The organism is Carnobacterium viridans, from assembly GCF_900102725.1.
Lineage (GTDB): Bacteria > Bacillota > Bacilli > Lactobacillales > Carnobacteriaceae > Carnobacterium_B > Carnobacterium_B viridans.
In genome coordinates this window covers 566,106-590,667 of record NZ_FNJW01000008.1, presented here as the reverse complement: position 1 = coordinate 590,667, position 24,562 = coordinate 566,106, and the positions used below count along the sequence as shown (strand labels likewise).

General features: G+C 34.7%; 23 protein-coding genes and 1 other annotated feature (1 of these 24 running past the window's edge). Of the genes, 22 read left to right on the top strand and 1 reads right to left on the bottom strand.

The genetic code is table 11. From position 1 onward, the window contains the following. Positions 1 to 200 (top strand) — a binding site (T-box leader); it begins 69 nt to the left of the window's first position. Positions 201 to 264: 64 nt separating this feature from the next. The 6 genes from BLT48_RS04245 (at position 265) to BLT48_RS04220 (ending at position 5,447) form a co-directional block, all read left to right on the top strand. Then, positions 265 to 1,362 carry an iron-containing alcohol dehydrogenase family protein gene (locus BLT48_RS04245; RefSeq protein ID WP_035023444.1) on the top strand — a complete coding sequence of 366 codons (1,098 nt, stop codon included), beginning with the start codon at positions 265 to 267 and terminating at the stop codon, positions 1,360 to 1,362. Positions 1,363 to 1,384: 22 nt separating this feature from the next. Beyond that, positions 1,385 to 2,590 (top strand): pyridoxal phosphate-dependent aminotransferase, encoded by a 1,206-nt coding sequence (locus BLT48_RS04240; protein ID WP_089975479.1) that lies wholly within the window; start codon positions 1,385 to 1,387, stop codon positions 2,588 to 2,590. 15 nt (positions 2,591 to 2,605) lie between these two features. Beyond that, positions 2,606 to 3,430: a MetQ/NlpA family ABC transporter substrate-binding protein gene (locus BLT48_RS04235; RefSeq protein ID WP_089975476.1), complete on the top strand. Its 825-nt coding sequence runs from the start codon at positions 2,606 to 2,608 to the stop codon at positions 3,428 to 3,430. Positions 3,431 to 3,462: 32 nt separating this feature from the next. Next, positions 3,463 to 3,876 carry a hypothetical protein gene (locus tag BLT48_RS04230; RefSeq protein ID WP_176944062.1) on the top strand — a complete coding sequence of 138 codons (414 nt, stop codon included), beginning with the start codon at positions 3,463 to 3,465 and terminating at the stop codon, positions 3,874 to 3,876. A gap of 111 nt (positions 3,877 to 3,987) precedes the next feature. Beyond that, on the top strand, positions 3,988 to 4,869 hold the full coding sequence (locus BLT48_RS04225) for a VOC family protein (protein ID WP_089975471.1): 882 nt from the start codon (positions 3,988 to 3,990) through the stop codon (positions 4,867 to 4,869). Between the two features lie 56 nt (positions 4,870 to 4,925). Continuing rightward, positions 4,926 to 5,447, top strand: coding sequence for a dihydrofolate reductase family protein (locus tag BLT48_RS04220; RefSeq protein WP_089975468.1), 522 nt, complete (start codon positions 4,926 to 4,928; stop codon positions 5,445 to 5,447). Between the two features lie 104 nt (positions 5,448 to 5,551). On the opposite strand, the gene BLT48_RS04215 is transcribed toward BLT48_RS04220, so the two are convergent. Next, positions 5,552 to 7,087, bottom strand: a complete 1,536-nt coding sequence (locus tag BLT48_RS04215; protein WP_089975465.1) for an AcpB/EbpR/MafR family transcriptional regulator — start codon at positions 7,085 to 7,087, stop codon at positions 5,552 to 5,554. 271 nt (positions 7,088 to 7,358) lie between these two features. On the opposite strand from BLT48_RS04215, the gene BLT48_RS04210 reads away from it, so the two are divergent. The 16 genes from BLT48_RS04210 (at position 7,359) to BLT48_RS04135 (ending at position 24,533) form a co-directional block, all read left to right on the top strand. Next, positions 7,359 to 7,991, top strand: a complete 633-nt coding sequence (locus BLT48_RS04210) for a VanZ family protein (RefSeq protein ID WP_089975463.1) — start codon at positions 7,359 to 7,361, stop codon at positions 7,989 to 7,991. Positions 7,992 to 8,230: 239 nt separating this feature from the next. Beyond that, positions 8,231 to 8,488, top strand: a complete 258-nt coding sequence (locus BLT48_RS04205) for a hypothetical protein (RefSeq protein ID WP_089975460.1) — start codon at positions 8,231 to 8,233, stop codon at positions 8,486 to 8,488. 43 nt (positions 8,489 to 8,531) lie between these two features. Next, positions 8,532 to 9,344: a Cof-type HAD-IIB family hydrolase gene (locus BLT48_RS04200; RefSeq protein ID WP_226776633.1), complete on the top strand. Its 813-nt coding sequence runs from the start codon at positions 8,532 to 8,534 to the stop codon at positions 9,342 to 9,344. 835 nt (positions 9,345 to 10,179) lie between these two features. Further along, on the top strand, positions 10,180 to 10,503 hold the full coding sequence (locus BLT48_RS04195) for a four-helix bundle copper-binding protein (protein WP_035023426.1): 324 nt from the start codon (positions 10,180 to 10,182) through the stop codon (positions 10,501 to 10,503). Positions 10,504 to 11,004: 501 nt separating this feature from the next. Continuing rightward, positions 11,005 to 11,973 (top strand): GNAT family N-acetyltransferase, encoded by a 969-nt coding sequence (locus BLT48_RS04190; RefSeq protein ID WP_023178281.1) that lies wholly within the window; start codon positions 11,005 to 11,007, stop codon positions 11,971 to 11,973. A gap of 56 nt (positions 11,974 to 12,029) precedes the next feature. Next, entirely contained in the window at positions 12,030 to 12,839 is an 810-nt protein-coding gene (locus BLT48_RS04185; protein WP_089975455.1) for a GNAT family N-acetyltransferase, read from the top strand. Positions 12,840 to 13,034: 195 nt separating this feature from the next. Further along, a complete protein-coding gene (locus BLT48_RS04180) occupies positions 13,035 to 13,757 on the top strand; it encodes a sugar transferase (RefSeq protein ID WP_089975452.1) in 723 nt (240 codons plus the stop codon). A gap of 71 nt (positions 13,758 to 13,828) precedes the next feature. Beyond that, a complete protein-coding gene (locus BLT48_RS04175; RefSeq protein ID WP_023178276.1) occupies positions 13,829 to 15,037 on the top strand; it encodes a DegT/DnrJ/EryC1/StrS family aminotransferase in 1,209 nt (402 codons plus the stop codon). Between the two features lie 44 nt (positions 15,038 to 15,081). After that, positions 15,082 to 16,302, top strand: a complete 1,221-nt coding sequence (locus tag BLT48_RS04170; RefSeq protein ID WP_089975450.1) for a glycosyltransferase family 4 protein — start codon at positions 15,082 to 15,084, stop codon at positions 16,300 to 16,302. 38 nt (positions 16,303 to 16,340) lie between these two features. Then, positions 16,341 to 17,630 carry an O-antigen ligase family protein gene (locus BLT48_RS04165; RefSeq protein WP_226776634.1) on the top strand — a complete coding sequence of 430 codons (1,290 nt, stop codon included), beginning with the start codon at positions 16,341 to 16,343 and terminating at the stop codon, positions 17,628 to 17,630. Position 17,631: 1 nt separating this feature from the next. Further along, the gene (locus tag BLT48_RS04160) at positions 17,632 to 18,462 is read left to right on the top strand and encodes a glycosyltransferase family 2 protein (protein ID WP_023178271.1); all 831 of its coding nucleotides are present in this window, start codon (positions 17,632 to 17,634) and stop codon (positions 18,460 to 18,462) included. 28 nt (positions 18,463 to 18,490) lie between these two features. Further along, entirely contained in the window at positions 18,491 to 19,552 is a 1,062-nt protein-coding gene (locus BLT48_RS04155) for a glycosyltransferase family 2 protein (protein ID WP_089975447.1), read from the top strand. A gap of 84 nt (positions 19,553 to 19,636) precedes the next feature. Next, positions 19,637 to 21,097: an oligosaccharide flippase family protein gene (locus BLT48_RS04150; RefSeq protein WP_023178266.1), complete on the top strand. Its 1,461-nt coding sequence runs from the start codon at positions 19,637 to 19,639 to the stop codon at positions 21,095 to 21,097. 78 nt (positions 21,098 to 21,175) lie between these two features. After that, the gene (locus tag BLT48_RS04145; RefSeq protein ID WP_089975444.1) at positions 21,176 to 21,925 is read left to right on the top strand and encodes a YveK family protein; all 750 of its coding nucleotides are present in this window, start codon (positions 21,176 to 21,178) and stop codon (positions 21,923 to 21,925) included. 2 nt (positions 21,926 to 21,927) lie between these two features. Further along, positions 21,928 to 22,650, top strand: coding sequence for a CpsD/CapB family tyrosine-protein kinase (locus BLT48_RS04140; RefSeq protein WP_035023412.1), 723 nt, complete (start codon positions 21,928 to 21,930; stop codon positions 22,648 to 22,650). 62 nt (positions 22,651 to 22,712) lie between these two features. Continuing rightward, a complete protein-coding gene (locus tag BLT48_RS04135) occupies positions 22,713 to 24,533 on the top strand; it encodes a polysaccharide biosynthesis protein (RefSeq protein ID WP_089975440.1) in 1,821 nt (606 codons plus the stop codon). The last annotated feature ends 29 nt before the right edge of the window (positions 24,534 to 24,562 follow it).

The following is a 24,562-nucleotide window of genomic DNA, read 5'->3' as shown; positions in this document are numbered from 1 at the left end:
CAGTAGAAGTAAAATGGAAGATGGTCTTGGAGTGGATTAATCGAGGGTTGTTTAATTTTAGATTAATACGGTCGCACCCGTTAGCCTGTCACAGTATAAAGAGGTTCCCTGGGAACTATAGGTACTGGTTAAGGTAGGGGCTGTAAAGCTTTTATAAAACAAGGTGGTAACACGTGAGAGAGAATCTTTCCGTCCTTGCACAAAGATTTTTTGTGCAAGGACGGTTTTTTTGTATTGATAAAACTAAAAATGGAGGAATAGCCTATGTCATTAATTGCCAGAACAGGTCCACAAGAATATGAATGCAGAGTAGGGGTATTGGATTCTTTAACGGAAAAATTGAGGGTACGTGGTATCACGAAAGTGCTGATCATTCATGGAACAGATTCGTGGGATAAAGCGAAAAATTATTTAACTCAGCTTATGGATAGTGACATCACTTTAGAATTTGCACTATTTAACGGTGAATGCACCCATGAAGAAGTTGACCGTATTGTGGGATTAATAAGTCAAACGCAAGCAGAGGCGGTCATTGGGGTAGGTGGCGGAAAACTGATGGATGCTGTTAAATTTGCAGCAGATAAGTCATCTGGTGTTGAATCAGTTCTCATTCCAACACTAGCCAGCAATTGTGCTCCATGGACCCCTCTAAGCGTGATGTATACTGCTGAAGGTGTGTGTCTCGGTTTTGTTATCCATACGAAACAAGTCAATCTATTAGTTATTGAGCCCAACCTATTGTTGGATGCTCCAGTTGATTATTTTGTTGCAGGAATTGCCGATACATTAGCCAAATGGTACGAATCGGATGTTGTCTTATCCAGACCAGAATATCAAACGAATGCGTTACTTTTATTGTCCCGTGCAGCAGCTTTAAATTGCCGAGACAGCATTGTCAACTATGGTTTGCAAGCAGTGAAAGATATCCAAAACCAAACACTGACTCCCGCTTTTATTCAAGTGAGTGAGACCATTATCGCGGTCAGCGGATTGGTAGGTGGTTTAGGGGATGGGTATTCACGTTCAACAGTCGCACATGCGGTTCATGATAAACTGACGGCTTTTCCAGAAACACACACCTTTCTACATGGAGAAAAAGTCGGTTATGGCATAATGGTTCAACTTGCTATTGAGGAGAATTGGGCTGAAATCGATCGATTAGCTGTCTTTTATGAATCGTTGAACCTACCAAAAACTTTAGCTGATTTGAATTTGAGTGATCTGACTGAGGAACAGCTGGGTGAAGTAGCCGCTAAAGTAGCAGTAGACCCTATTCTTTTGCAATCGCAATATCGAGTATCCAAAGAAGTGATCCAAGGCGGTATGCGTTCGCTTGAAAATTACTTAGCAACAACCGTATAAAAAATAGTTGGGAGGAATTGTTATGACAACATTTGAGCCATCAGCAACACTCAAACGGCTTCCGAAGCAGTTCTTTTCTCATTTGCGAGCAAAAGCTACTAAACTCATTGAACAAGGGTATGATGTGATTGATTTAGGAATTGGAAATCCTGATTTGCCAACGCCTAAATTTATAATAGAAGAATTGAAAGTTGCAGCGGATGATTCAAAAAATGATCAGTATGGTCCTTATAGAGGGTACGATTATTTAAGAAAGGCTGTTGCAGATTATTACTTACGAGAATACGGTGTATATGTGGATCCAGATACTGAAGTAGCGGTCTTACATGGATCCAAAGCTGGAATTGTTGAAATTAGCCAGTGTTTACTGAATGAAGGGGATACAGTTTTGCTACCGAATCCTTCTTATCCAGATTACTTATCAGGAATTGCTTTGGCAAATGCAAAAGTAGCTTCATTACCTTTATTGGCCAGCAACAATTTTTTACCTGAGTATGATTTGGTTGATCAAAGTGTTGCTGCTGAAGCAAAATTGCTTTTTTTGAATTATCCAAATAACCCAACCGCAGCAATTGCAACACCAGAATTTTTTTCAGACACAGTTGCATTTGCTCAAAAGAATCAGATTTGTGTAGCCCATGATGCTGCGTATGGTGCGCTTGTATTTGATGGTAAAAAGCCGTTAAGTTTTTTGCAGACTCCAGGAGCAAAAGATGTAGGAGTTGAATTCTTCACGTTATCGAAATCACACAATATGGCAGGTTGGCGCATTGGATTTGCAGTGGGGAATCCATCCGTTATCGAAAGTTTAAATGTCATGCAGGATCATACAAGTGTCAGTTTATATGGTGGTATCCAAAAGGCAGCAGCCAAGGCTTTAAGCAGTGATCAATCTTCTGTAAAAGAATTGGTGTCCATTTACGAAAGCCGTAGAGATCGATTTCTTTTTGAATTGAAAGATACAGGATTGGAAATACATAAACCACAAGGATCATTTTATGTATGGATCAAAGTGCCAAAAGGATTCACGTCAGAAACATTTTTTGATGTCTTGTTGAATGAAGCGCATGTGATCGTGGCTCCTGGAAATGGTTTTGGTTCGCTAGGTGAAGGATATGTTCGAATAGGATTGTCGCAATCGGATGATCGAATCTTAGAAGCTGCAAAAAGAATCGCTCGATTAGCGCCATTTAACGTTCTAAGGACAGAAAAATTAGTTAGTCATTAATAGGGGGAAAATAGGATGAAATTAAAAGCGGGATTATTAACAACAGTAGCTATTGGAGCAATTTTAGCAGGATGCAGTGGAAATAAGGCTGATTCAGCAGAAGAAGGATTGTTGAGTGATGGCGTATTAGCAGTTGGTGTAACAGCTGGCCCACATGAAGATATCGTAAATGAAGTCAAAAAATTAGCAGCAGAAGAAGGACTTGAAATTAAGGTCATTTCATTTTCGGACTTTGTTCAACCTAATACAGCACTAGTGGAAGGCGAATTAGATATCAACTCTTTCCAAACAGGTACCTTTCTAGATACTGTGGTAGAAGAAAGTGGATATGATTTGGCAAAAATAGAACCAACGATTTCTATTCCAATGGGGATTTACTCAGAAGTTTATGATGATGTAAGTGAAATTAAAGAAGGAGATACGATTGGCATCCCGAACTCGCCGACCCAAGAAGGACGTGCACTGCAATTATTTGAAGAAGCTGGGTTGATTACTTTACCAGAAGGCTCTGGGCAAGAAGTCACCATTAGCGATATCGTAGAAAATTCATTGAAGTTAGATTTCATTGCATCTGAGGCCGCACAGTTGCCAGCTCAATTGCAAGATCTGGGTGCTGCAGGTATCAATTCAAATTTTGCTTTAGATGCTGGACTGAATCCAAAAGAATCCGGAATATTTATGGAGAATATCGATAACTTAGAACAAGCCAATTACATTGTTTCCCGTACAGAGGATAAAGATGACGAAGCCATTGCACAATTTGTTGAATACTATACATCAGACGAAATCAAGCAGTTTATTGAAGAGGAATTTAAAGGGGCTCTTGTTCCCTCATGGTAAAAACTAGTTTCTTTGGCATTCCCACTTAAATTTTGGTAATTCATTTGGATTGCGATTCTGAGTTAATCGAATTAAGGCTCATTGCATCAACTCAAAAGAGAAATGGATTTGAGTTAATCGAACTAAGGCTCATTGTAACAACTCAAATGAGAAATAGATTTGAGTTAATCGAATTAAGGCTTATTGCCTCAACTCAAACGAGAAATGGATTTGAGTTAATCGAACTAAGGCTCGTTGCATCGACTCAAACGAGAAATGGATTTGAGTTGGTCGAATTAAGGCTCGTTGCATCAACTCAAATGAGAAATGAATCTGAGTTAGTCGAACTAAGGCTCATTGCATCAACTCAAACGGAAAGTGATTCTGAGTTAGTCGAACTAAGATTCAGTGTGCTTACTCAAATGAGATTCCACTTTAAGTCGGTCAATCGTATCTTAATTTGCTAAAATGATTAATAAAAGTAGCATGTTTTAACAATAAGGAAATGACAGTCAAGATGCTTTTACAAATATTTTTTTCAAGGGTATACTGAATTAAATAGATGAGGAGGTACACTCATGCAAAAAATTGTTACGCATCTTTGGTTTGATAAAGAGGCTCTTGAAGCAGCAGAATTTTACACAAATTTATTTGATCATTCTTCTATTGACAGTGTGGTAACTCTTAATGATACTCCTTCTGGATCGGCAGAGAGCATCGTGTTCACTTTAGCTGGCCAAAGTTTTATGTCCATTTCAGCTGGTCCAATATTTAAGTTGAATCCATCTGTTTCTTTGCAAGTCGTTTGTAAAACTTTAGCAGAAGTAGATCATTTATGGAAACAACTATCCAAAGGAGGTTCCATAATGATGCCGCTTGATGCTTATCCATTTAGCGAAAAATATGGCTGGACAGAAGATAAGTATGGTCTCTCTTGGCAAATTATGTATTTGCCCGATCAATTGATTGCGCAAAAAATCACGCCAACTCTGTTATTTACAGATAAACAGTATGGCAAAGCAAAAGAGGCAATCGAATTTTACACGTCAGTCTTTACTAATGCGGCCATTGACGGGTTGAGTTATTATGGTGAGAATGATGAACAAGGACAAGGTGGAAAATTGATGTATGGAGCGTTTAATTTGGAAGGACAAAATTTTGTAGCGATGGATAGTGCCGTTGCACATGGATTTGAATTTTCTGAAGCCATTTCTTTTCTAGTCAACTGTGATACGCAAGAAGAAATTGATTACTATTGGGAAAAACTCTCTTTTGTGCCTGAAGCTGAGCAATGTGGCTGGTTGAAAGATAAGTTCGGATTCTCATGGCAAGTTTCGCCTACGATCATGAATGACATGATGAATACAAAAAACCGTGTGCAATTAGATCGTGTGACACAAGCCTTTCTTCCAATGAAAAAAATGAATATTGCCGAATTGAAAAAAGCGTATGAAGGGTAAAATTGAAACTCCAAACTTTTTAAAAGATTGGAGTTTTTGTTAAAGGAGATGGTAGGATGAGACGGATCATTATGAACTTAGCAATGAGTTTAGATGGCTTTATCGCTAATGAAGATGGCAGCTTTGAATGGATCAAAGGGTACGAAGACGATACATTAAATACAGATAATCAATACAATTATGAAACATTGTTAGAAGATATTGATATTGTTGTGATGGGGAATAGGTGTTATGAACAAGATATGCACCTGGAATTCAAAGCGAAAACCATTTATGTGGCTACTCATTCGACGATCACTGATTATGATAATATTAAATTTTGTGGCGAAGATATCATCGAGGTCATCAAAGAAGAGCAATTAAAGCCAGGTAAAGACATTATGTTATTTGGTGGTGGCCAGCTTATTAATACCTTTTTAAAAGCAGATTGTATTGATGAGTATATTATTGGGCTAATTCCAGTGATTCTAGGGGCTGGCCGTCCATTATTTTACAGCGGACATCCACCAATTGAGTTGAAATTGGAAGAATATATTGTAGATAATGGAATCATTATTTTGAGGTATATGAACAGATAAATGAATATAAGCGATAAGTAAAAATTAGACAAAAAAGGATTCGAGACATGTCAATTGTCTCAAATCCTTTTTTGTATTCAACCTATTCCTTTTTTAGATTACGGTTAGAACTGAATGAATTTTTGCACTTTACTTTTAAAAGGGTGCTTTTTAAGTTTGTATTGCTGTTCAATTGCTAGAGCGATATCTGTTAAGTTGCGCTTTGTTGGAACATTTCGGATGCAAATACAACTTTGCTCAATTGTTTTATCATCAAAGGGAAGTGTAAAAGTGGTAATTAAAATATCGTAAGCATGGTTATTAAGCTGTTTCAATGAAAATGTAGGATTGGTATAGAGAGTAGTAATAATTTCATTTTTGAAAAAACGATGCAATAAATCTTGAACCATTTTAGCATGCTCAATATCGAAATCACTTACAATCAATAATCGGACTTTATCTTTTTGGTTATAAAGTTCTGGTATCAAGTGATCCCAATGTATGAGTAAAGTATAGATGATTTCATATCTAGCAGTTTCACTATATTTTTCATGTGTCTTTTTTTCATATTCTTTTAAATTTGAAAAAGCTAGTGTTATAAAATCAGGAAACTTTTCTTCCATCGATTGAACAAAATCTTTTTTTGAATTAAATAAAATATAAGGAGGCGGGAATTGTCCTTCTTTTGACTTGAATACAAAATGCGAAATATTAAACATCTCTGTCAATAAGTGTTGATAATTAAGTATGGGTATTCCAATTTGATTTGATAAATTATGCAGCAAAGTGGCATGATGAGAGACTCGTTCTTTAACAGTAGGATCGGTTTTAGTATCCTCAATTAAAGATTCGTAGCTGAATTTGAAATTATTGTTAATAAAAATTGAAAAAACTTGTTCAATGAATTCGTTATTAAGTGTAATAGCTAATTTTTTTTCGATTATTCCTGTTAAAGGTTGAAATTTTGAAAAATCTGGAATCATTTTGGAATAATTAGAAGACTTTATAGCTACATGATGACCTTGTTTAACCCGTAAGTAAGGGATAGCTGTCCAAAGTTTCAAACGTTTAAAATCAGCAAAATTTAATGGGATATTGTTTTTTTTTGCAATAAAAGTCAGCAATTGTTCAAAAATAGTTTGATTAATGGTTTTAAATGGCCATTCTAGATTATTGTATCGTTCCGAAAAATAACTGATATAAAAATAACGGATACTTTCTTCGTTTTCACTGATCAGCTTGCAAGGGTTTGTCTGCACTTGAACGTAATAATCTGCTAAAGATAGGTTTAATTTTTTTATGAGACGAAATAATGTAGATGAACTGATATATAATTCTTCAGCTAATTCAAATACGGTTTTCGTTTCATCATAAATAAGCATTTCTACAAATTTAAACGCTAAGCTGTTTGATAAAAAATATCGGTAAAGATCATCGCAATCTTTATGCGAAGGTAGAACCAGACGAACCCCAAGATGAGAAGTTTGCAACACTTCTTTAGAAAAGTAGTCACGCAGTTGAAGCATATCCTGTTTTAAAATTCTTTCAGAACCGACTGTTTTTTGGGCAAGTTCCTTTAGAGTCACCCAGCCTCCAGTAAAATAAAGATACTCGACGACTTCTAATTTTCTACGTTCACTTGCATCTAACACTTCACGCATACTGATCCCTCATTTTCTTGGAATTTTTAATGGCTGAGTGAATACACAAATAAAGAAATGTAAACCTATTCAGAAAACTTGATATTCATAGTTTACCCGTAAATTTAAAAAAAAGATATAGAGATAGACATGATATTTATAGATTCGGTTTTGATACTAGTGTAAAATTAGCGATAGTTATTTGAATAGTCGAGATAATATCTGTATACTAGAAAAATCAGATTAAACGAAAAAATAGTAAATAAAGTTTGAATTTAAAGGGTGTGTGAAAATGAAAGTTGAAAATAGAAGACCAACAAAAATTTTTCCGTGGCTAATCGTTCTAGGTTGGATGAGTTTGATTTTTTATTTTTCACATCAAGTTCAACAACAATCTTGGGATTTAAGTCATACGGTTTTAGGCATCAGTATACAAGTTATTAAGGTAACTCAAGTAATTGTAGTGATTGGTTTAGCTGGCTTTGCTATAGTTAAATTAAAAAAACGCGGAGTAACGATTGGAATAAAAGAACTATTATTGATTTTCCTTGTAGGTTATTTTGTGTATAGTTTGTCTATTGGAGTAAGACAGGCTCTTGTTCCGCCAGATTTGCATCATTTTATCCGGAAAAATGCTCATTTTTTCATCTACCTGATTCTAGGAGTTTTAGTGAAATACGCATTAAACAGTACTGGAGTATCGGAATTCAAATCGGTAACGATTAGTTTGCTCATATGTGTAGCTTATGCTTTTTCAGATGAGATCCATCAGTTGGTGGTACCCGGTCGAGGTGGTCAATTAAGCGATGTGGTCATTGATAGCTATGGAGCAGGATTGGGCATTCTTTTGCAACTAACTTTTGTCAAATTTATCTCTAAAAAAGCATTAAACCAAAAAACACTTGAAACTAAAGTAGCTGAGTAACAGCTTTTAGTTTCAGGTGTTTTTCTATAGGGATAGATTAGTGTAAAGATTTGTCTAATGGCTGTACTTATGGAATGTGACTCAGCCGATTAAGGCTTGAGAATCAAACCTTTTTACTCTAGACATATGGAGTGAGAATTTTTATTGCAAAGCAATCGTTCTACTGATTCTTCCGAATTAGTGGTATGATATTTGTAAGTAGTTTTTCAATAATTTAACTAGATGAGGAGTGGCTTACAGTGAAGGAAAGAAAAATTTCAACTTATTTTAGCATTTATCTAAATGAAAAAGAAGTTGTTTTGCATTATGCAAACACAATAGAGCTTGCTCAAGAGTTTCAATTCAAAATGGAAGAAGATGCACTACAATTCTTTCAAGCTTGTTTGGATATTGAAAAATCTATTGAAAATTTAGCTACACAAAAACAAGAAACCACTCATAATCAATGGGTGAAACAAGCGTTAAAAGGAGTAGACTACGAATACGCAGAGTATTAGTAACCTACTATTTTAAAGGAATAGTTAGATGGAGGAGAATAAATTGATTAAGTTAATTGCAATCGATATGGATGGAACATTATTAAATGAGCAGCATTTGGTTACAGATAAAGTTAAAAAGGCGATAACCAAAGCAAGTGAAGCAGGTATTAGAATTGTTTTATGTACAGGAAGACCTGTTCAAGCGGTTTATGAGTACCTAAAAGAATTAGAATTGCCTCAGGATGAAGAAGATTATGTTATTTCATTAAACGGTACAGTCGTACAAAAGACTACGACATGGGAAATTGTGTATTCACATGAATTAAATCATGATCATTTAAAGCAAGCGGAACGATTGATTGAACCTTTTGAGATGAACTTTACTTATTTTGATGAAAAGGAATACTATTACACAGGCGCACCAACGGAAATGCTGCAATTTGATGCTGATCTATTAGGTATGGAAAAAGTCCATTTGCCATTAGAAAAATTACCGCATGATCTGACTGTTTTTAAAGCAATGTATGTAGCATCAGAAACGGAACTTGACCGCCTAGCTTCTTCTTTGCCATCTTTTATCGTTGAGTACTTTTATCCTATACGAAGCTTATCGTATGTTTTAGAATTATTGCCGAAAAATGCGAATAAAGGTGAAGCATTGACAGGTTTGGCAACTAAACTTGGTTTTTCTATGGATGAAGTAATGGCAATTGGTGATGGAGAGAACGATTTAGACATGATGAAAGTAGCCGGTACAAGCGTTGCTATGGGCAATGCGGTAGACTCCATTAAACAAGTTGCTAAACATGAAACTAAATCTAATCAAGAAGATGGTGTGGCCCATGCAATTTATGAGTGGGCAATACAAAATTAATCACGTTTAGTGTTGATAGCTTAGATAAATGAATGACACTAAATTTCTGGAGGAATAGGGTTTGCTTGTAGCCATGCATTGGATTCAATGCGAATTATAAAGCATTAGCGCTTCATTGGGAGTGTGGCTAAAAGCGTTTAGACCTGAAACTTCTAACGCATACCTTATCTCTAAGCGACTAAAGCCGCAAGAGCTAGGGCAACTGGAGCGAATAAGCGCAGTATGGTCACCGACCATCGAGTATTATTTGTGAAGTGGACGTCAGGTCTGCTTTTTGAAACACGTTCTAAAATAGAGCAGCTTCAGACGTTCCCATGGCTCTCCACAAGCAAAACCGTCTATTCCAGAAGAAATTTTTTTGTTTTATTCAACACCATTTTTGACGAAGAGCTTTAAAGACTTTAACTCTTTAGTGTTGATAGCTTAGATAAATGAATGACACTAAATTTCTGGAGGAATAGGGTTTGCTTGTAGCCATGAAAAGGATTCAATGCGAATTATAAAGCATTAGCGCTTCAGCGATTACGCTTTATTTGAGGCTTGAAAGCTCTGAAGACTACAGGCTTCAGACGTTCCCGTGGCTCTCCACAAGCAAAACCGTTTATTCCAGAAGAAATTTTTTTTGTTTTATTCAACACCATTTTTGACGAAGAGCCATTTATAATAGAAGAGCTCTAAATCAAAGGTAAAACTTTGGTTTAGGGCTCTTTGTTATTTTAATTAAATTTGTTAGAAGGTTATAAAAAATTCTAATGGGAAATAAAAACTGTATCATTTGATAGCCCTCTCTAAAAGACTTATACTAAAAGTGTAAAAAAATAGTAGGAGGGATATTATGCAAGAACAATTAGTAAAAATCTCGGAAAAAATGTTTGAGTGTCAACGTGTTTGTAATGAATGTTTTGATGCTTGTCTAAAAGAAGACCACGTTCAAATGATGGCAGAATGTATACGTTTAGACAGAGAATGTGCAGATATATGTGCATTTGCTTCAACAGCAATAACTCGTGAAAGTGCCTTATCAACTGACCTAATCGCTTTATGTGCGACTATCTGTCAGGCTTGCGGAAAAGAATGTGAAAAGCATGAGCATGATCACTGTCAAAGATGCGCAAAAGTTTGTTTAGAATGCGCAGAACTATGTAGAAGTTACGCATAATCAATGTTTAATTTAATATTCTTACTAAACATGTACAGCTCTAAATGCCTAAGAATAGGCGTTTGGGATAGAGCTGTACATATTTTCGTCACAAGTCGAGGCCGATAATTAGAGTTTAATTATAAAACGATAGCTCTTTCAAATAGTACTTGCTATACTTAGTGTATCAAATCGATAGCAAATGCCCCAAAACTTTTGCTATTATTGAATACTTATTTTTAACCTCTTTAAAGCAGTACCCCTCAGTTTTATCCTAGGTCATCCTGACCGCTCATACACTTTATGTTTTTAGATTCGTTTCAAGAAATACATCACAAACCCTTATTTAGTTTACTCTTTTTCACCCCACACGCCACAATGAATACTTCATAATTTTGAACTACCCCATCTATCTTTTTTACCGTAAGTCAGAAGCTATTTTAGAAAAAATCATGTAACGTAAGCTTATTTAGGTTGTCTTTTTATAAATTTTTATAAAAAATTGCAAGGGAGAAATGCTAAATGGAAATTAATTTTACCGAGCCTTATGGAAAGTTGTATGAGTCGATTGAAGAAGGAGAATTAACAGTTTTTAATTTCGAAAGCGAGTATGGGAAAATAAAAAATATGTTTATTAAAAGGGGAATTCCGTTTAATCTAGAAAACAAAGAATTTTTTGATATTGTAACCCCATACGGTTATGGTGGGCCAGTTATTCAAGAAACCACAGATGAAAAAAAATTATTAGCAGGTTATTTTGAAGCCTTTTCAAATTATTGTCAAAAAAATAACATTATAACAGAATTTATACGCTTTGATCTATTCGAAAACACACAAGTACGGGACTCATTTTACGGGGATGTATCATTGATTGGAAACAATATCGTTAGGGATTTAAATCTGCCAGTAAGAAAAGATGTTCGTAAGACTATTTTGCGAAATGCAGAAAAGGCTAAAAATAGCGGGATAAAAATTGTTCTGGATGAGACCGGGGAGTATATTGATGATTTTTTAACGGTTTATTATTCAACAATGAAACGTACCGGTGCAGAAAGTTATTATTACTTTAACAAATCTTTTTTTGAACAAATCCACGAAACAATGAAGGGTCAATTTCTTTATCTCCATGCTTTAATGGATGGAAAAACTATTTCTTCAGCACTAGTATTAATTGGTAAAGAAAGATCATTTGGGTTTTTAGCGGGAACACTTGAGGATTACTACTGCTACCATCCAGAAGCTTTGGTAGAATTGACGACTATCCAGTGGCTAAAAGAGAAAGGGTTAAAGAAATACATTCTAGGTGGTGGTCATAAAGGCGAAGACGGAATATACCTACATAAAAAAGGCTATGCTAGAAGTGGAGATCATCCATTTTATGTAGGAAAAAAAATACATGATCCAATTATTTATGAAAAATTAGTTCAGATGCGTAAAACACTAGGTAATTTTGATAAGGAAACTACTTTTTTTCCAAAGTATCGAACTTAAATTAAACTAGAACATAGACAACATTATAGTAGTTTACTTCAAAAGGAGTGAGGAGAATGATATCGTTCAGCGAGACCTATCACGAATACACGCAGATAGAAGAAACAGACTATTATTACCATTATCAAAATAAAAAACTGCCCTTTTTATATTCTTGTAATAGATTAAGATTTAAACGAAATCCTACCCTGGAAGAATTTTGTTTAGCTGAAAAGAATCTGACGGATTTTCAAAGAAAAACGCAACAAGATTTTATTTATTTATATGGACCAGAAAATGAACCTTTCTCTAAAGAGATAGAAGAGTATCTTGCAACAGAAAACTATACGGTCTCTGCTGAAGAACTGCTCGTTATTGACCCAAAGGATTTTTACTTTACTCATCAAAATGAAGAAATCAAGGTAAGTTTAGTAGAAAATAACGAGCAATTAAAAGAGTACTTAGAGTTTATGTATCAACTGAATTTAAAGAATGGAATGTCATACGCTCACAAAAAACAAAAATTTTATCTAGATCGCTTTATCTCCCCGGAAATTCAGCAAATCAATGCCTATTTAAATGGACAAGTTGTAGGAACGGTTAATATTATTATATCTTCAAAATATATTGAAATTGATCACTTTGAAGTAGCACCGAATTTTCAAAACAAAGGGATTGGAACACAAATACAAAGATTCATTATGGCATTAGCAAAAGACAAAAAAGTGTTATTAGTTGTAGATAAAGAAACTAAAGCTAACCATATGTACTATCATCAGGGCTACCAATTTTGCGGATATCAATTGTCTGCTTTCAAGCGATTTAAATCTACTACGGTCATCAATATCCCACAAAATTCCTCTTCAATTGCTTCAACCTCATTATAAAAAAACTCTTTTTAATCGTAAGTTGTTAATTTTTAACTTAATCCCCCTTATTTTCTTCTTAATGAAATCTAAACCTCTAAATTCCCCACATTAGTTACACCCCTATTTAATAAATGCTCTCTAGCAATCCAATTTTGAAGCCTCTCTTATTGATAAATAGTTAACAGAAATGTAAAAGATAAAGGAGAGAACTTTATGACAAAGTATTATCCTATTAAATCAATGATTGAATGGATTTTTGCCGCTATGTTATTCCTAATAGTTTTACCAATCTTATTAATTGTAGGGATTTTGATAAAAATTGAAGATCCTTCTGGTCCTGTCTTCTTTATTCAAGAACGTGTCGGGAAAGACAATAAACTATTTAACATGTATAAACTACGCAGCATGAGAAACCCAGTGATAATCAATGAGCAAGAGTTGTCTCACGATGATCGTATGTTAAAGGTTGGTCAAGTTATTCGTAAATTAAGTCTTGATGAACTGCCTCAAATGATCAATATATTAAAAGGAGATATGAGTTTCATTGGTCCTAGGCCTTTATTAGTTGAATACTTACCTTGTTACAACAAGAAAGAATTGCGTCGGCACGATGTAAAGCCTGGTATTAGTGGATGGGCACAAGTAAATGGACGCAATCACTTAAGTTGGGAAGAACGTTTTGCGTTGGATGTGGAATATGTTGAAAAATGTTCAGTTTTACTTGATATAAAAATTACACTAATGACAATCCAAAAAGTTTTAATGAAAGCGGATATCGTTGAAAAAGAAGTCGATTACATCCTTGCATTTGATGAATATCGCAAAAGACAATGGGAACAAGAAAAAGTAACGAACAATGTCACGCCTTTATTTACTCAGGCGGTTTCCTTTGACTCGGGTTCATTAGTACAAAACAGGAAATCTGAAATGCAGTAAACAAAAAAATAGTCATCGCTGATTCAAACGAAATCTGATGGGAATAAGCGATAGAGAAAGAAGGGAAATCTATGGCAAACAGTGAGCGGATTTTACTGTCTTCACCACATATGTCAGGAAATGAACAAAAATACATTCAAGAGGCATTTGATTCAAATTGGATTGCTCCCTTAGGTTCAAATGTCACTCATTTTGAAAAAGAGTTAGCTCAATATACAAACAATAAAGGTGCTTCAGTAACAAGTTCAGGTACAGCTGCTATCCATCTAGCCTTAGCATGTCTAGGGGTAGAAAAAGGAGACAGTGTATTTTGTTCAAGCTTTACATTTGTTGCTAGCGCTAATCCAGCATTGTATTTAGGAGCTGAATTAACCTTTATAGATTCTGAACCTAACAGTTGGAATATGTCACCGCAAGCCTTAGAACGAGCACTATTTGATGCCAGTTTAGAAACACGATTGCCAAAAGCGATTATTGTGGTGAACCTTTATGGACAAAGTGCAGATATGGATGCACTATTAGCCATTGCAGATCTATTCGGTATTCCAATTATTGAAGATGCTGCGGAATCTTTAGGAGCAGAATACAAGAATAAAAAAAGTGGGACATTTGGAAAAATTGGTATCTATTCCTTTAATGGAAATAAAATTATCACAACTTCTGGTGGAGGAGCATTAGTAAGTGACGATGAAGAATTGTTGGCTAAAGCTTTTTTCTTGGCTACTCAAGCAAAAGATGCCGCTCCCTATTACCAACATTCACTTGTTGGCTACAATTACAGAATGAGCAATGTTCTTGCTGGAATTGGAAGAGCTCAACTCGAAGTGTTGGATGAGCGAGTCGATAAAAGAAGAGCGATATTCCAGAAATACTATCAAGAATTAAATTCAATTGAGGAAATTCATTTTATGCCTGAAATCGAACAGTCGAAATCTAATCGTTGGTTGACCACATTAGTTATTGACCCATTTATGACAAAAGTGACCCCATTCGAATTTATGGATAAAATGAATCAAGCAAACATTGAGACACGTCTATTATGGAAACCCCTTCAAATGCAACCGCTTTTTAAACACACTAAATTTTATAAACATAATGAAAGAACAACAGCTGTGTCAGAAATGCTCTTTAAGATGGGAATATGCATTCCTTCAGGTTCCAACATGACTGAAGAAGAACAATTTAGAGTCATCGATGAAATGAAAAGAATCCTTGTTCCTGAAAGTCAAGTCCAGCTGCTATGGAAAAAAGTTCAAGTTAGTCCACTATTGGTCGACTAACGGTTGATCATTTTGTATAAATACCAACTTTGGAGGGTACTATTATGGATAAAGTATTAATTTTAGCATCAATTGCTCCAATGATAGAAGGCTTCAATGTGCCAAATATACACTTACTGCAAGATGAGGGGTATGAAGTCCATGTTTTAGCAAATTTTAAAGATGAAGATACAGCAGCGAATGAAAGAAATCATCGATTTAGAAAGCAACTAGAACAACAAAGAGTAACAGTCTTCGATGTAGCCATTAACCGAAATCCATTTAAAGTTATAAATTACTCAGCTTATAAAGAAATCAAACAAATTATTGACCGTGAAGAGTATGCGTTTATTCATTGCCATTCTCCAATCGGAGGCGTGTTGTCCAGGCTCGCAGCTAGAGAAGCTCGCAAACGTCAGACTAAAGTTGTATATACCGCGCACGGGTTTCATTTTTTCAAAGGTGCACCAACAAAAAATTGGTTAATGTACTATACAGTAGAAAAATGGCTGTCTAGGTATACGGATTGTTTGATCACCATTAATGAAGAAGACTATCGTACAGCTCTTACTAAACAATTTAAGGCGAAGAGAATTGAAAAAATTAGTGGAGTAGGCATCAATAAAAATAAATTTAAGCCAATCGATTCAGAATTAAAAGATTTAAGAAGAAGTTTATCAGGATATAAAAAAGAAGAATTTCTCTTGATTTACGTTGGAGAACTAAGTAAAAGAAAAAACCAGCATCTGGCTATCACTATGATGAAAACCGTCATTAAGACTATACCCCAAGCTAAATTGTTGTTAGTTGGAGATGGCGAATTAAAAGAACAGTATGCTCAACAAATCAAAGATTTGCAGTTAGAAGAAAATGTGTTTTTATTAGGTTACCGAACGGATGTTGATCAGTTAATGAGTATAGCAGATATCGTTATTTCTACTTCAACGCAAGAAGGTTTACCGGTGAATCTTTTAGAGGCAATGGGAACGGGTCTTCCAATAATCGCTACGGACTGCAGGGGCAATCGGGACTTGATTCATCATGGTGAGAATGGTTACTTGGTAGGTTTAGAAGAAAATGAACGGTTGGCAGGATACATTGACACCCTTTATCATTCAAATAGTTTGAGAGAGGATTTTGGTTTGAGAAGTTTAGAATATCTTGATACCTATTCTGTTCAAGCCGTAATGAGCCAAATGACACAAATTTATCGTTTTGTAAAATATGCTCAGGATGATCCAGCGCTTATCGGCGAAAGAAAAGCAACAAAGGCTTTTATAAAATGAGTTTTATTTAAAAACGGGTCTTATTGGAGGTGGAAAATATGGCCACGAATTCTTTACCCTTAGAGAGAAAGCAAGATGCATCATTTTTAATAATTATGGTGTTCGTCATGTCTTTCTTTTTAAATCAATCCAATGTGTTATTTGGGATCAATTTATCTTTATCAGACTTTATAGTTGTAGGAGTATTGATCAGTTTGATTATGAAGCAGGAATTAGAGCTGCCGCTCACACATATTCTGGTTTTTAGTACCTTTTCAATTGTTATTTTATTTTATTCTCTGTTCATCATCCCCAATCAATATATGATTGCAGCTAATCCATTAGCTACTCTAATTGATTACACGAAACTACTCGTTGTTTTCCTCTATTACACCATAGGTTTTAACCTTTCCCGCTTAAAATTAACAACTGTTTTTCTAAAAGGATTTGTAATAGGAGCCGTTGGAATTGGTTTTATTGGCATTCTGATTTCATTTGTTCCAATCCCTTATTTTTCTTCAATCATGTTATTTGGTGAAAGTCGGTTGATCGGCTTTATGAATGATCCCAATTTTTTCGCCGTCATCCAATGTTGTGCATTAAGCATTCTTTTAAGAATGAAGCCTTTAAATTCAGTCATTCGACTTGGAGCAATTGGTGTTATACTTCTATCCATTATTAGTTCAGGTTCAAAATCAGCCGTCATATTGGTTTTTCTATATAGTGGTTACTTTTTAGTAATGAAAGTTGTAAAAATGAAAGGCACAACACCTTTGAGAGCTGCTGGTTTTATTACTTTTATATTAGGATTGTTTGCGATTGTACCAAATGTTTTGACTTACGCGGATGACTTAATGGCCATAATCGTAAACCGATTCCCAATCTTTTCTAGGGTAGAGTTATTGTTTACTGATTTTTCTTCAGCTGTTTCTGATGGTGGATCAGGAAGAGCACAGGTCTGGGAAACAGCAATGCATATCATCAACTCTGCACCATTTATGGGTATTGGACTTGGAAATTATATTCCAATTGCTGAACAATTTGTTTACAACCCCAATGTTGCTCATAATACGTATCTTCAACTTTCAGCAGAATGGGGTATTGTATCAACCGTTTTGTTCTTTATATATGTTGGCTCCACACTGATTAATGCTGAATCAAGTTTATTGGAAAGCAAGCTGGAAAGTCAAAACAGGCAAATCATTCGAGATGTCTTAATTATTTTCTTAATCGCCTCTGTATCTATTTCATTAAATAATGCCCGAATTTTCTGGTTAGTCCTAGGAATGAGTGTTTTTCAAACAAAAGACACTCGCTCATTAAATGAGTCGCAAAAAGGAGTAGATTAGCATGAAAGTATCCGTTGTAATGGGCATTTATAACTGCGAAAAAACGTTAAAGGAAAGCCTAGATTCTCTTTTAAATCAAACCTATGAATCTTTTGAAATTATTTTATGTGAAGATGGTTCGAAGGATAATACGTTAAAGGTAGCAAAAGAGTATGTTAAGAACTATCCTCAAAAGGTACGATTAATTCAAAACACAACTAATAAAGGATTAGCCTACTCACTGAACAGGTGTATTGAGATTTCGAAAGGCGAATACATTGCACGAATGGATGCAGATGATATTTCGTACAAAAATAGGCTGGAAAAACAAATGCATTACTTAGAAACTCATCCAGAATATGCTTTAGTTGGGAGTCAAGTTTTTCTTTTTAATGATGGCGGCATTTGGGGAGTGCGAAAAACAAAAAATGATCCATTAAAAAAAGATTTTCTCTTTGGATCACAGTTCATTCATCCTACCATTATTATTAAAAAAGAGGTTCTCAACCAAATCGGAAACTACACGGTTTCAAAAGCGACTCTAAGGGCAGAAGATTATGATTTGTTTATGCGGTTATATGCTGCTGGATTTAAGGGATACAATATGCAAGATATTTTGCTCAACTATCGAGAAGATTCTGCAACATTTAAAAAGAGAGTGTATAAATACAGATTTGGAGAAGCTAAGGTGAGATATAACGGTTTTAAACTAATGAAACTTATGCCGTTAGGTCTGATTTATGTACTCAAACCATTAATTGTTGGACTGATTCCTCAAAAAATTTTAACACATCTCCGACATCAAGAGCTTGATAGCACTCTTCTTGATGAAACAACTCACCCAACTGTTTGAAAAATGCTATCTTGAAAGGAGAGTTATTATGGTTGCTGTATCTGTCATTATGCCAATTTACAATGTTGTAGGTGGATTAAAAAAATCGATTCAATGTTTATTGAATCAAACGTACAAGGATTTCGAATTAATATTAGTCAACGATGGATCGACGGATGGTTCTGGTCAGATTTGTGATGAGTTCCAAAGAAAGGACAGTCGAATACGAGTTATCCATCAAGAGAATGCAGGTTCGGGAATGGCTCGAAATGCAGGCCTTGATTGGGCAACAGGTGACTACATTTACTTCACAGATCCAGATGATTATGTAGAAGCAGAATTAATTGAAGACAATTTGAAAATTGCTTTAGAAAACGAAGCGAATGTTGTTGTTTTTGGGTATTATGTCGAAGAAATAAATGCAAGAGGAAAGAGGATAATGACGGTTCAACTTCCCAATTTATCCGTCTTGAATACAAAAGAGGATTTCAGAAAGAATTTCAGAGCATTCCAAGACTTAGATTCTAATATATTATGGAATAAACTCTACAAGCATCTTTATTTATTTGAAAACAACTGTCGTTTTACTGATCAACGAGTAGGACAAGATGCTTTGTTCAATCATTTAGTCTACCGGAATTTAGAAGCGATTTATTTTAATCAATTCCCTTATTACCATTATGTTTCTCGAGTTGGATCTGCTGTTAATCGTTACCATCCAGACCGCTTTCTTTTAGAGTATAACATTGCTGAACATTTTGAAAAATTAATCATTACCTGGCGCTATGAACAAATGTACCAAGATTTAATTAGTTTAGCTTATTGGAGAACTCTTTATGTAGAACTAAATAATTTAGTTTTGGAGGATTGTCCTCTTAACGAAAACCAAAAAGTACAACAAATATCCTCTGTTTTACATCATCCAAAAATCCAACAAACATTATTTTCCCCCAATTCTAGTTTAGAAAAAAAATACCACATCAAATTACTAACTCTTCTATTAAAGAAAAATAAATATTCACTTGCTTTAAGAGTTATGAGAGCAAAAATACAAATGAGCAAAAAATACCACTATGCATTCAGTACATTAAAAAAAATAACGGGAACTTAGACAGACTGAGTTAGTTCCTCTATTTAGTAGTGAAAGGGGTCTTTATTCCATAGGACTAAGTCAATAAAATTGAGGTGCTTAAAAATGACAGCAAGTGTTGGGAAAAATTTGTTTTACCAATCATTGTTTCAAGGGATCAAAATTTTAATGCCTATTGTTACAATTCCAATTATCTCAAAGGCATTAGGGGCACACGGAATTGGAATCTATTCGTTTACCAATTCAATAGCAGAGTATTTTATTTTACTATCCGGTTTAGGAATCACTTTATATGGAAATCGTGAAATTGCAATGGTGAGAGAAGATAAGAAAAAACTGGATCAAACATTTTCTGAATTAGTTAGCTTAAAGTTAATGACAACAGCTGTTTCATTCATTCTGTATTCAGTTGTCGTTTTGGTTTTTCTCCACAGAGATTTCTTGTATTACATTATTCAATCGCTGCACATTATTGCTGTATTATTTGATATTTCATGGTTTTTTATGGGGATAGAAGATTTTAAAAAAGTTAGCTTAAGCAACTTAGCTGTTCAAACAGTTGTATTTTTTGGGATAGTATTTTTTATTAAAGATTACAATGATTTACCACTCTATTTACTCTTACAAGCGTTAGGTAATCTTTTTTCTCAGGTTGTTATGTGGGTGTTTATTTATAAAAAGATTTCATTCCACTTTGTACCTATAAAAAAAATGATAAGACATTTGTTCCCGATGATTGCCTATTTCTTTCCACAAATTGCGGTTATCTTTTATACCACATTAAGTAAAACGATCTTGGGTGTATTGGATAGTCAAACATCCGTTGGAATCTATACAAATACACTTAATCTAAGCACCATTATCATTACCATGATTTCGACAATTAATTTAGTGATGCTTCCCAAAATGAGTAATTTATTTTCAAAAAATAAGATAGATGAAATAAACAAGACGTTACACAGCCTAATACATGCTCAATTGTTTATTTCTATACCGGCAGCCTTTGGGGTAAGTGCATTAGCTGCAACATTGGTTCCCTGGTTTTTTGGTAATGACTTTGAGGCATTAAAGATTTTTATACCAATCATCGCTCCCGTTATCATCATTATGCCGATTGGAATCGCAATCAGTAATCAGTACTTACTTCCAAGTGGAAATACAAGAATTTATGCCATTTCTACATTTGGCGGAGCTGCAATTAGTATAGTGCTTAATTTTACTCTTATTCCTATTATAGGCGTTGTAGGTTCTGTATTAACAAGTTTAATCGTAGAAACTTTTGTTACCGTGTTTCGTTTAATCTATTTGAACAAAAAGACCCAGTTTACATTTGATAAAAATCTAATTTTAAGAATAGTTGCTTCAGCTACAGTAATGGTACTCATGATTGTCGTTACTACGAATGGTATGAATGCAACTTTTGTAACCACACTGGTTCAAATTGTTGTTGGCGTCATATCTTATGCAGGTTGCTCAACGGCTTTGAAGGTTCCTTTTTTAAAAGATTTATTCGTGGTGTTAAAAGGAAAGCTATATCAGTCAAAAAGATATAAAGTCAAAAACTAGTCTGAATGATTTGGTGGGCCAATATAGATTACCTACCTTGTTGTTTTTAAAAACAAGATTTATTAGGAGGAATATAGGATGATGAATACGATTGGAATGGTAGACCTATTTAAAATGTTGAAGAAACGTTGGTGGGTAATACTATTGTTAAGTTTGATGGGTGTCGCACTTACTACAGCCTTAACAAATTATGTGCTTACCCCTAGATACAGTTCTACAACGCAACTTTTAGTTAGCGGACAAGGTATGAATACGAAATCGATAGAATTGGGAGAAATCGAAACCAATATTCAAATGATCAATACTTACCGAGATATCATAGAAGATCCTGTTGTAATTGACAAAGTAATCAATGAATTGGGAAATACGATGTCTGATGTTGAGTTACAACAAAAGGTTGATGTGATTACTCAGGATGATTCACAAATTTTCGGAATAAAAGTAATAGATACGAATCCAAATCGTGCAGCGAAGATTGCCAATCTAATGGCTGCTACATTTCAAGACAATATAGATGGAATTATCAATGTTGAAAATGTAGCCATTCTTTCAAAAGCTAAAGTAAATGCTGTTCCCATTTCTCCTAATTTACCATTAAATCAAGTAGTTGGTTTATTAGTTGGCTTTCTGTTAGGGATGATTTTATCTATTATTTTAGAAACAATGGATAAGAAAGTACACGATGAAAAAGTCATTACTGAGAAGTTAGGGTGGATCCACTTAGGAAATATTAGTGAAATGACCAAATCAGAAACAGTCAGTGAAGAAAAAAAAGCTGGTTTTACTGTCTCATCAAATCATGTTAAAAAAGCTTTAGGAGGAGATTGAGTATGTTTAAAAAGAGAATAAGCGAGAAAAAATATGAGGAAAAAAATCTTATTACACTCATCGATCCCACTTCGATTATTTCAGAAGAGTTTCGGACACTTAGAACGAATATTCAATTTTCTATGATAGATAAAGAATTGAAAACATTAATGGTCACTTCTTCAAAACAAGGAGAAGGAAAATCTACAATTGCTGCTAATCTAGCAGTTGTCTTTGCTTCCCAAGGAAAAAAGGTATTGCTTGTAGATGCAGATATGCGCAACCCATCACTTCACAAACTATTCAAAGTGCGAAATCAACAAGGATTGACAAGTATTCTAACAACTAAAAATAGACAACTACGCAGCCTTTTACACGAAACGAGTCAAGAAAATCTAAACTTATTGACTAGCGGAATTTTACCACCGAATCCGTCAGAATTACTAGCTTCTCAAAGAATGGCTCAATTTATTGAGGCAGTAAAACAAGAGTATGATTTAATTGTTTTTGATATGCCACCAGTCAATGTGGTTACAGATGCTCAAGTAATGGGAAATAAAGCCGACGGAACAGTTTTTGTGATTCGAAAAGAAGTTGCAGATTTAAGTGAGATTTTAAAAGCTAAAGAGTTATTGAACTTAGTACAAGCGAATGTTTTAGGAGCTGTATTTAATAGTAAAGAACGAGTAAAAGGTTTAAATGGTGGTTATTATGCTAAAGAAAAAGAACTAGATACTGTCGGTTAAGAGATTCTTGAGAAAATAAAATCAACTATTAGTAGAGTTGAAAAATAATAGGAGTGATTAAAATGATTCGAACAATTCTAAATAAGAAAAAGCTTTATTTACTGTTGGATAGTTCCGTAATCCTATTAGCCGGCGTGATCGCCTATTTCTTTTTAAATCCTTATGTAGCACTTCCTATGGCGTCGTATTTATTTATGATTACATTAGGAATAGGAGGGTATAGTATTCTAGCAGGATACTCAGGAATATGCGCTACCCTATATCGCTACACAAGTATTAAAGATATGTTAATTATCTTCATTTCGATTACGCTTTCATTTGGACTAACAACAACGTTTGCCATTTTGCTGTTGGAAGAAATGAGTTTTCGGTATATTTTATTGATCTATCTCATTTCTTTATTACTCGTTAGCGGAGGACACATTGTTTTTAGAATTTTCCATGAGTACAAAACAAGTGCTTCTCCCGAGAATCAAAAAGCTAAAAAAATTCGTACGCTAGTAGTTGGTGCAGGTGATGGTGGGAATTTATTTATCAAGAGTATCCAAAAAAATTCAACAGATATAAAAGTAGTCGGTATTGTTGATGATGATGATGGAAAACAGGGTATGCGGTTATACAGTATTCCTATTTTAGGGAATATTTCCGACATCCCAATCGTTACAAAAAAATTAGGTGTCGAACAAATCACGATTGCCATTCCTTCATTGAAACCAAACCAACTTGAAAAGATTTTAGAAATTTGTAACGAAATTAATCTGCCCGTCAACTTAATGCCGTCGATTGAAGATGTTATGAATGGGAAATTAATGGTGAGCCGCTTTAGAGAAATCGATGTAGTCGATTTATTAGGAAGAGACGAAGTAACGTTAGATACAAAACAGATTTCAGAGGATCTATATGGTAAAACAATTTTAGTTAGTGGTGCTGGCGGCTCTATTGGTTCAGAGATTTGTCGCATCATAGCTACTTTTTCTCCTAAAAAAATTATTTTATTGGGACATGGTGAAAATTCAATTTACCAAATCCATCGTGAATTGAATAAAAAATTTGTTGGTAAGATTGAGATTACTCCGGTTATAGCAGATGTTCAAAACCGACAAAGAATGTTTGATATTATGGAAATGTATAAACCTGATGTTGTGTATCATGCTGCTGCCCATAAACATGTTCCTATGATGGAATCAAATACATTTGAGGCATTAAGAAACAATGTGTATGGGACAAAAAATATAGCTGAAGCAGCCAAAGCAGCTAGTGTAGGAACTTTTATCATGATTTCTACTGACAAAGCTGTTAACCCGCCGAATGTTATGGGAGCAACAAAACGGATTGCTGAAATGATTGTAACGAGCTTAAATGAAGAAGGGAAAACTAATTTTGCAGCTGTCCGCTTTGGAAATGTATTGGGCAGTCGTGGTAGTGTAGTTCCGTTATTTAAAGAACAAATAAAAGCAGGTGGACCTGTAACGGTAACAGACTTTAGAATGACACGTTATTTTATGACGATTCCAGAAGCTAGTCGTCTGGTAATCCAAGCAGGAACTTTGGCAAAAGGCGGAGAAATATTCGTCTTGGATATGGGACAACCGGTTAAAATTGTTGATTTAGCTAAGAAAGTAATCAAACTGAGTGGATTTAGTGATGATGAAATCCCCGTAGTTGAAACTGGAATTCGACCAGGAGAGAAATTATATGAAGAATTATTGATAGCTAGTGAAAATACCGGAGAGAAAGTATACGATAAAATATTTGTTGGGAAAGCTGTAAGACGTTCACTAGAAGAAGTGATGTCATTTTTGAAAACATTAGAGGGGTGTAGCGAAGGTTCATTAAAAGAACGATTAATTTACTTTGCTAAAACACATCAAGCAGCAGCATAATATTTTTTCGAATCTGATACGTTAGAGAA

What these genes read in the sequence shown, in the direction of transcription:
- BLT48_RS04185 (WP_089975455.1), top strand. Translation starts at nt 12,030, where the DNA reads ATGATATCGTTCAGCGAGACCTATCACGAATACACGCAGATAGAAGAA.
- BLT48_RS04190 (WP_023178281.1), top strand. Translation starts at nt 11,005, where the DNA reads ATGGAAATTAATTTTACCGAGCCTTATGGAAAGTTGTATGAGTCGATT.
- BLT48_RS04145 (WP_089975444.1), top strand. Translation starts at nt 21,176, where the DNA reads ATGATGAATACGATTGGAATGGTAGACCTATTTAAAATGTTGAAGAAA.
- BLT48_RS04160 (WP_023178271.1), top strand. Translation starts at nt 17,632, where the DNA reads ATGAAAGTATCCGTTGTAATGGGCATTTATAACTGCGAAAAAACGTTA.
- BLT48_RS04215 (WP_089975465.1), bottom strand. Translation starts at nt 7,087, where the DNA reads ATGCGTGAAGTGTTAGATGCAAGTGAACGTAGAAAATTAGAAGTCGTC.
- BLT48_RS04170 (WP_089975450.1), top strand. Translation starts at nt 15,082, where the DNA reads ATGGATAAAGTATTAATTTTAGCATCAATTGCTCCAATGATAGAAGGC.
- BLT48_RS04195 (WP_035023426.1), top strand. Translation starts at nt 10,180, where the DNA reads ATGCAAGAACAATTAGTAAAAATCTCGGAAAAAATGTTTGAGTGTCAA.
- BLT48_RS04240 (WP_089975479.1), top strand. Translation starts at nt 1,385, where the DNA reads ATGACAACATTTGAGCCATCAGCAACACTCAAACGGCTTCCGAAGCAG.
- BLT48_RS04225 (WP_089975471.1), top strand. Translation starts at nt 3,988, where the DNA reads ATGCAAAAAATTGTTACGCATCTTTGGTTTGATAAAGAGGCTCTTGAA.
- BLT48_RS04220 (WP_089975468.1), top strand. Translation starts at nt 4,926, where the DNA reads ATGAGACGGATCATTATGAACTTAGCAATGAGTTTAGATGGCTTTATC.
- BLT48_RS04235 (WP_089975476.1), top strand. Translation starts at nt 2,606, where the DNA reads ATGAAATTAAAAGCGGGATTATTAACAACAGTAGCTATTGGAGCAATT.
- BLT48_RS04155 (WP_089975447.1), top strand. Translation starts at nt 18,491, where the DNA reads ATGGTTGCTGTATCTGTCATTATGCCAATTTACAATGTTGTAGGTGGA.
- BLT48_RS04175 (WP_023178276.1), top strand. Translation starts at nt 13,829, where the DNA reads ATGGCAAACAGTGAGCGGATTTTACTGTCTTCACCACATATGTCAGGA.
- BLT48_RS04180 (WP_089975452.1), top strand. Translation starts at nt 13,035, where the DNA reads ATGACAAAGTATTATCCTATTAAATCAATGATTGAATGGATTTTTGCC.
- BLT48_RS04150 (WP_023178266.1), top strand. Translation starts at nt 19,637, where the DNA reads ATGACAGCAAGTGTTGGGAAAAATTTGTTTTACCAATCATTGTTTCAA.
- BLT48_RS04135 (WP_089975440.1), top strand. Translation starts at nt 22,713, where the DNA reads ATGATTCGAACAATTCTAAATAAGAAAAAGCTTTATTTACTGTTGGAT.
- BLT48_RS04245 (WP_035023444.1), top strand. Translation starts at nt 265, where the DNA reads ATGTCATTAATTGCCAGAACAGGTCCACAAGAATATGAATGCAGAGTA.
- BLT48_RS04165 (WP_226776634.1), top strand. Translation starts at nt 16,341, where the DNA reads ATGGCCACGAATTCTTTACCCTTAGAGAGAAAGCAAGATGCATCATTT.
- BLT48_RS04140 (WP_035023412.1), top strand. Translation starts at nt 21,928, where the DNA reads ATGTTTAAAAAGAGAATAAGCGAGAAAAAATATGAGGAAAAAAATCTT.
- BLT48_RS04210 (WP_089975463.1), top strand. Translation starts at nt 7,359, where the DNA reads ATGAAAGTTGAAAATAGAAGACCAACAAAAATTTTTCCGTGGCTAATC.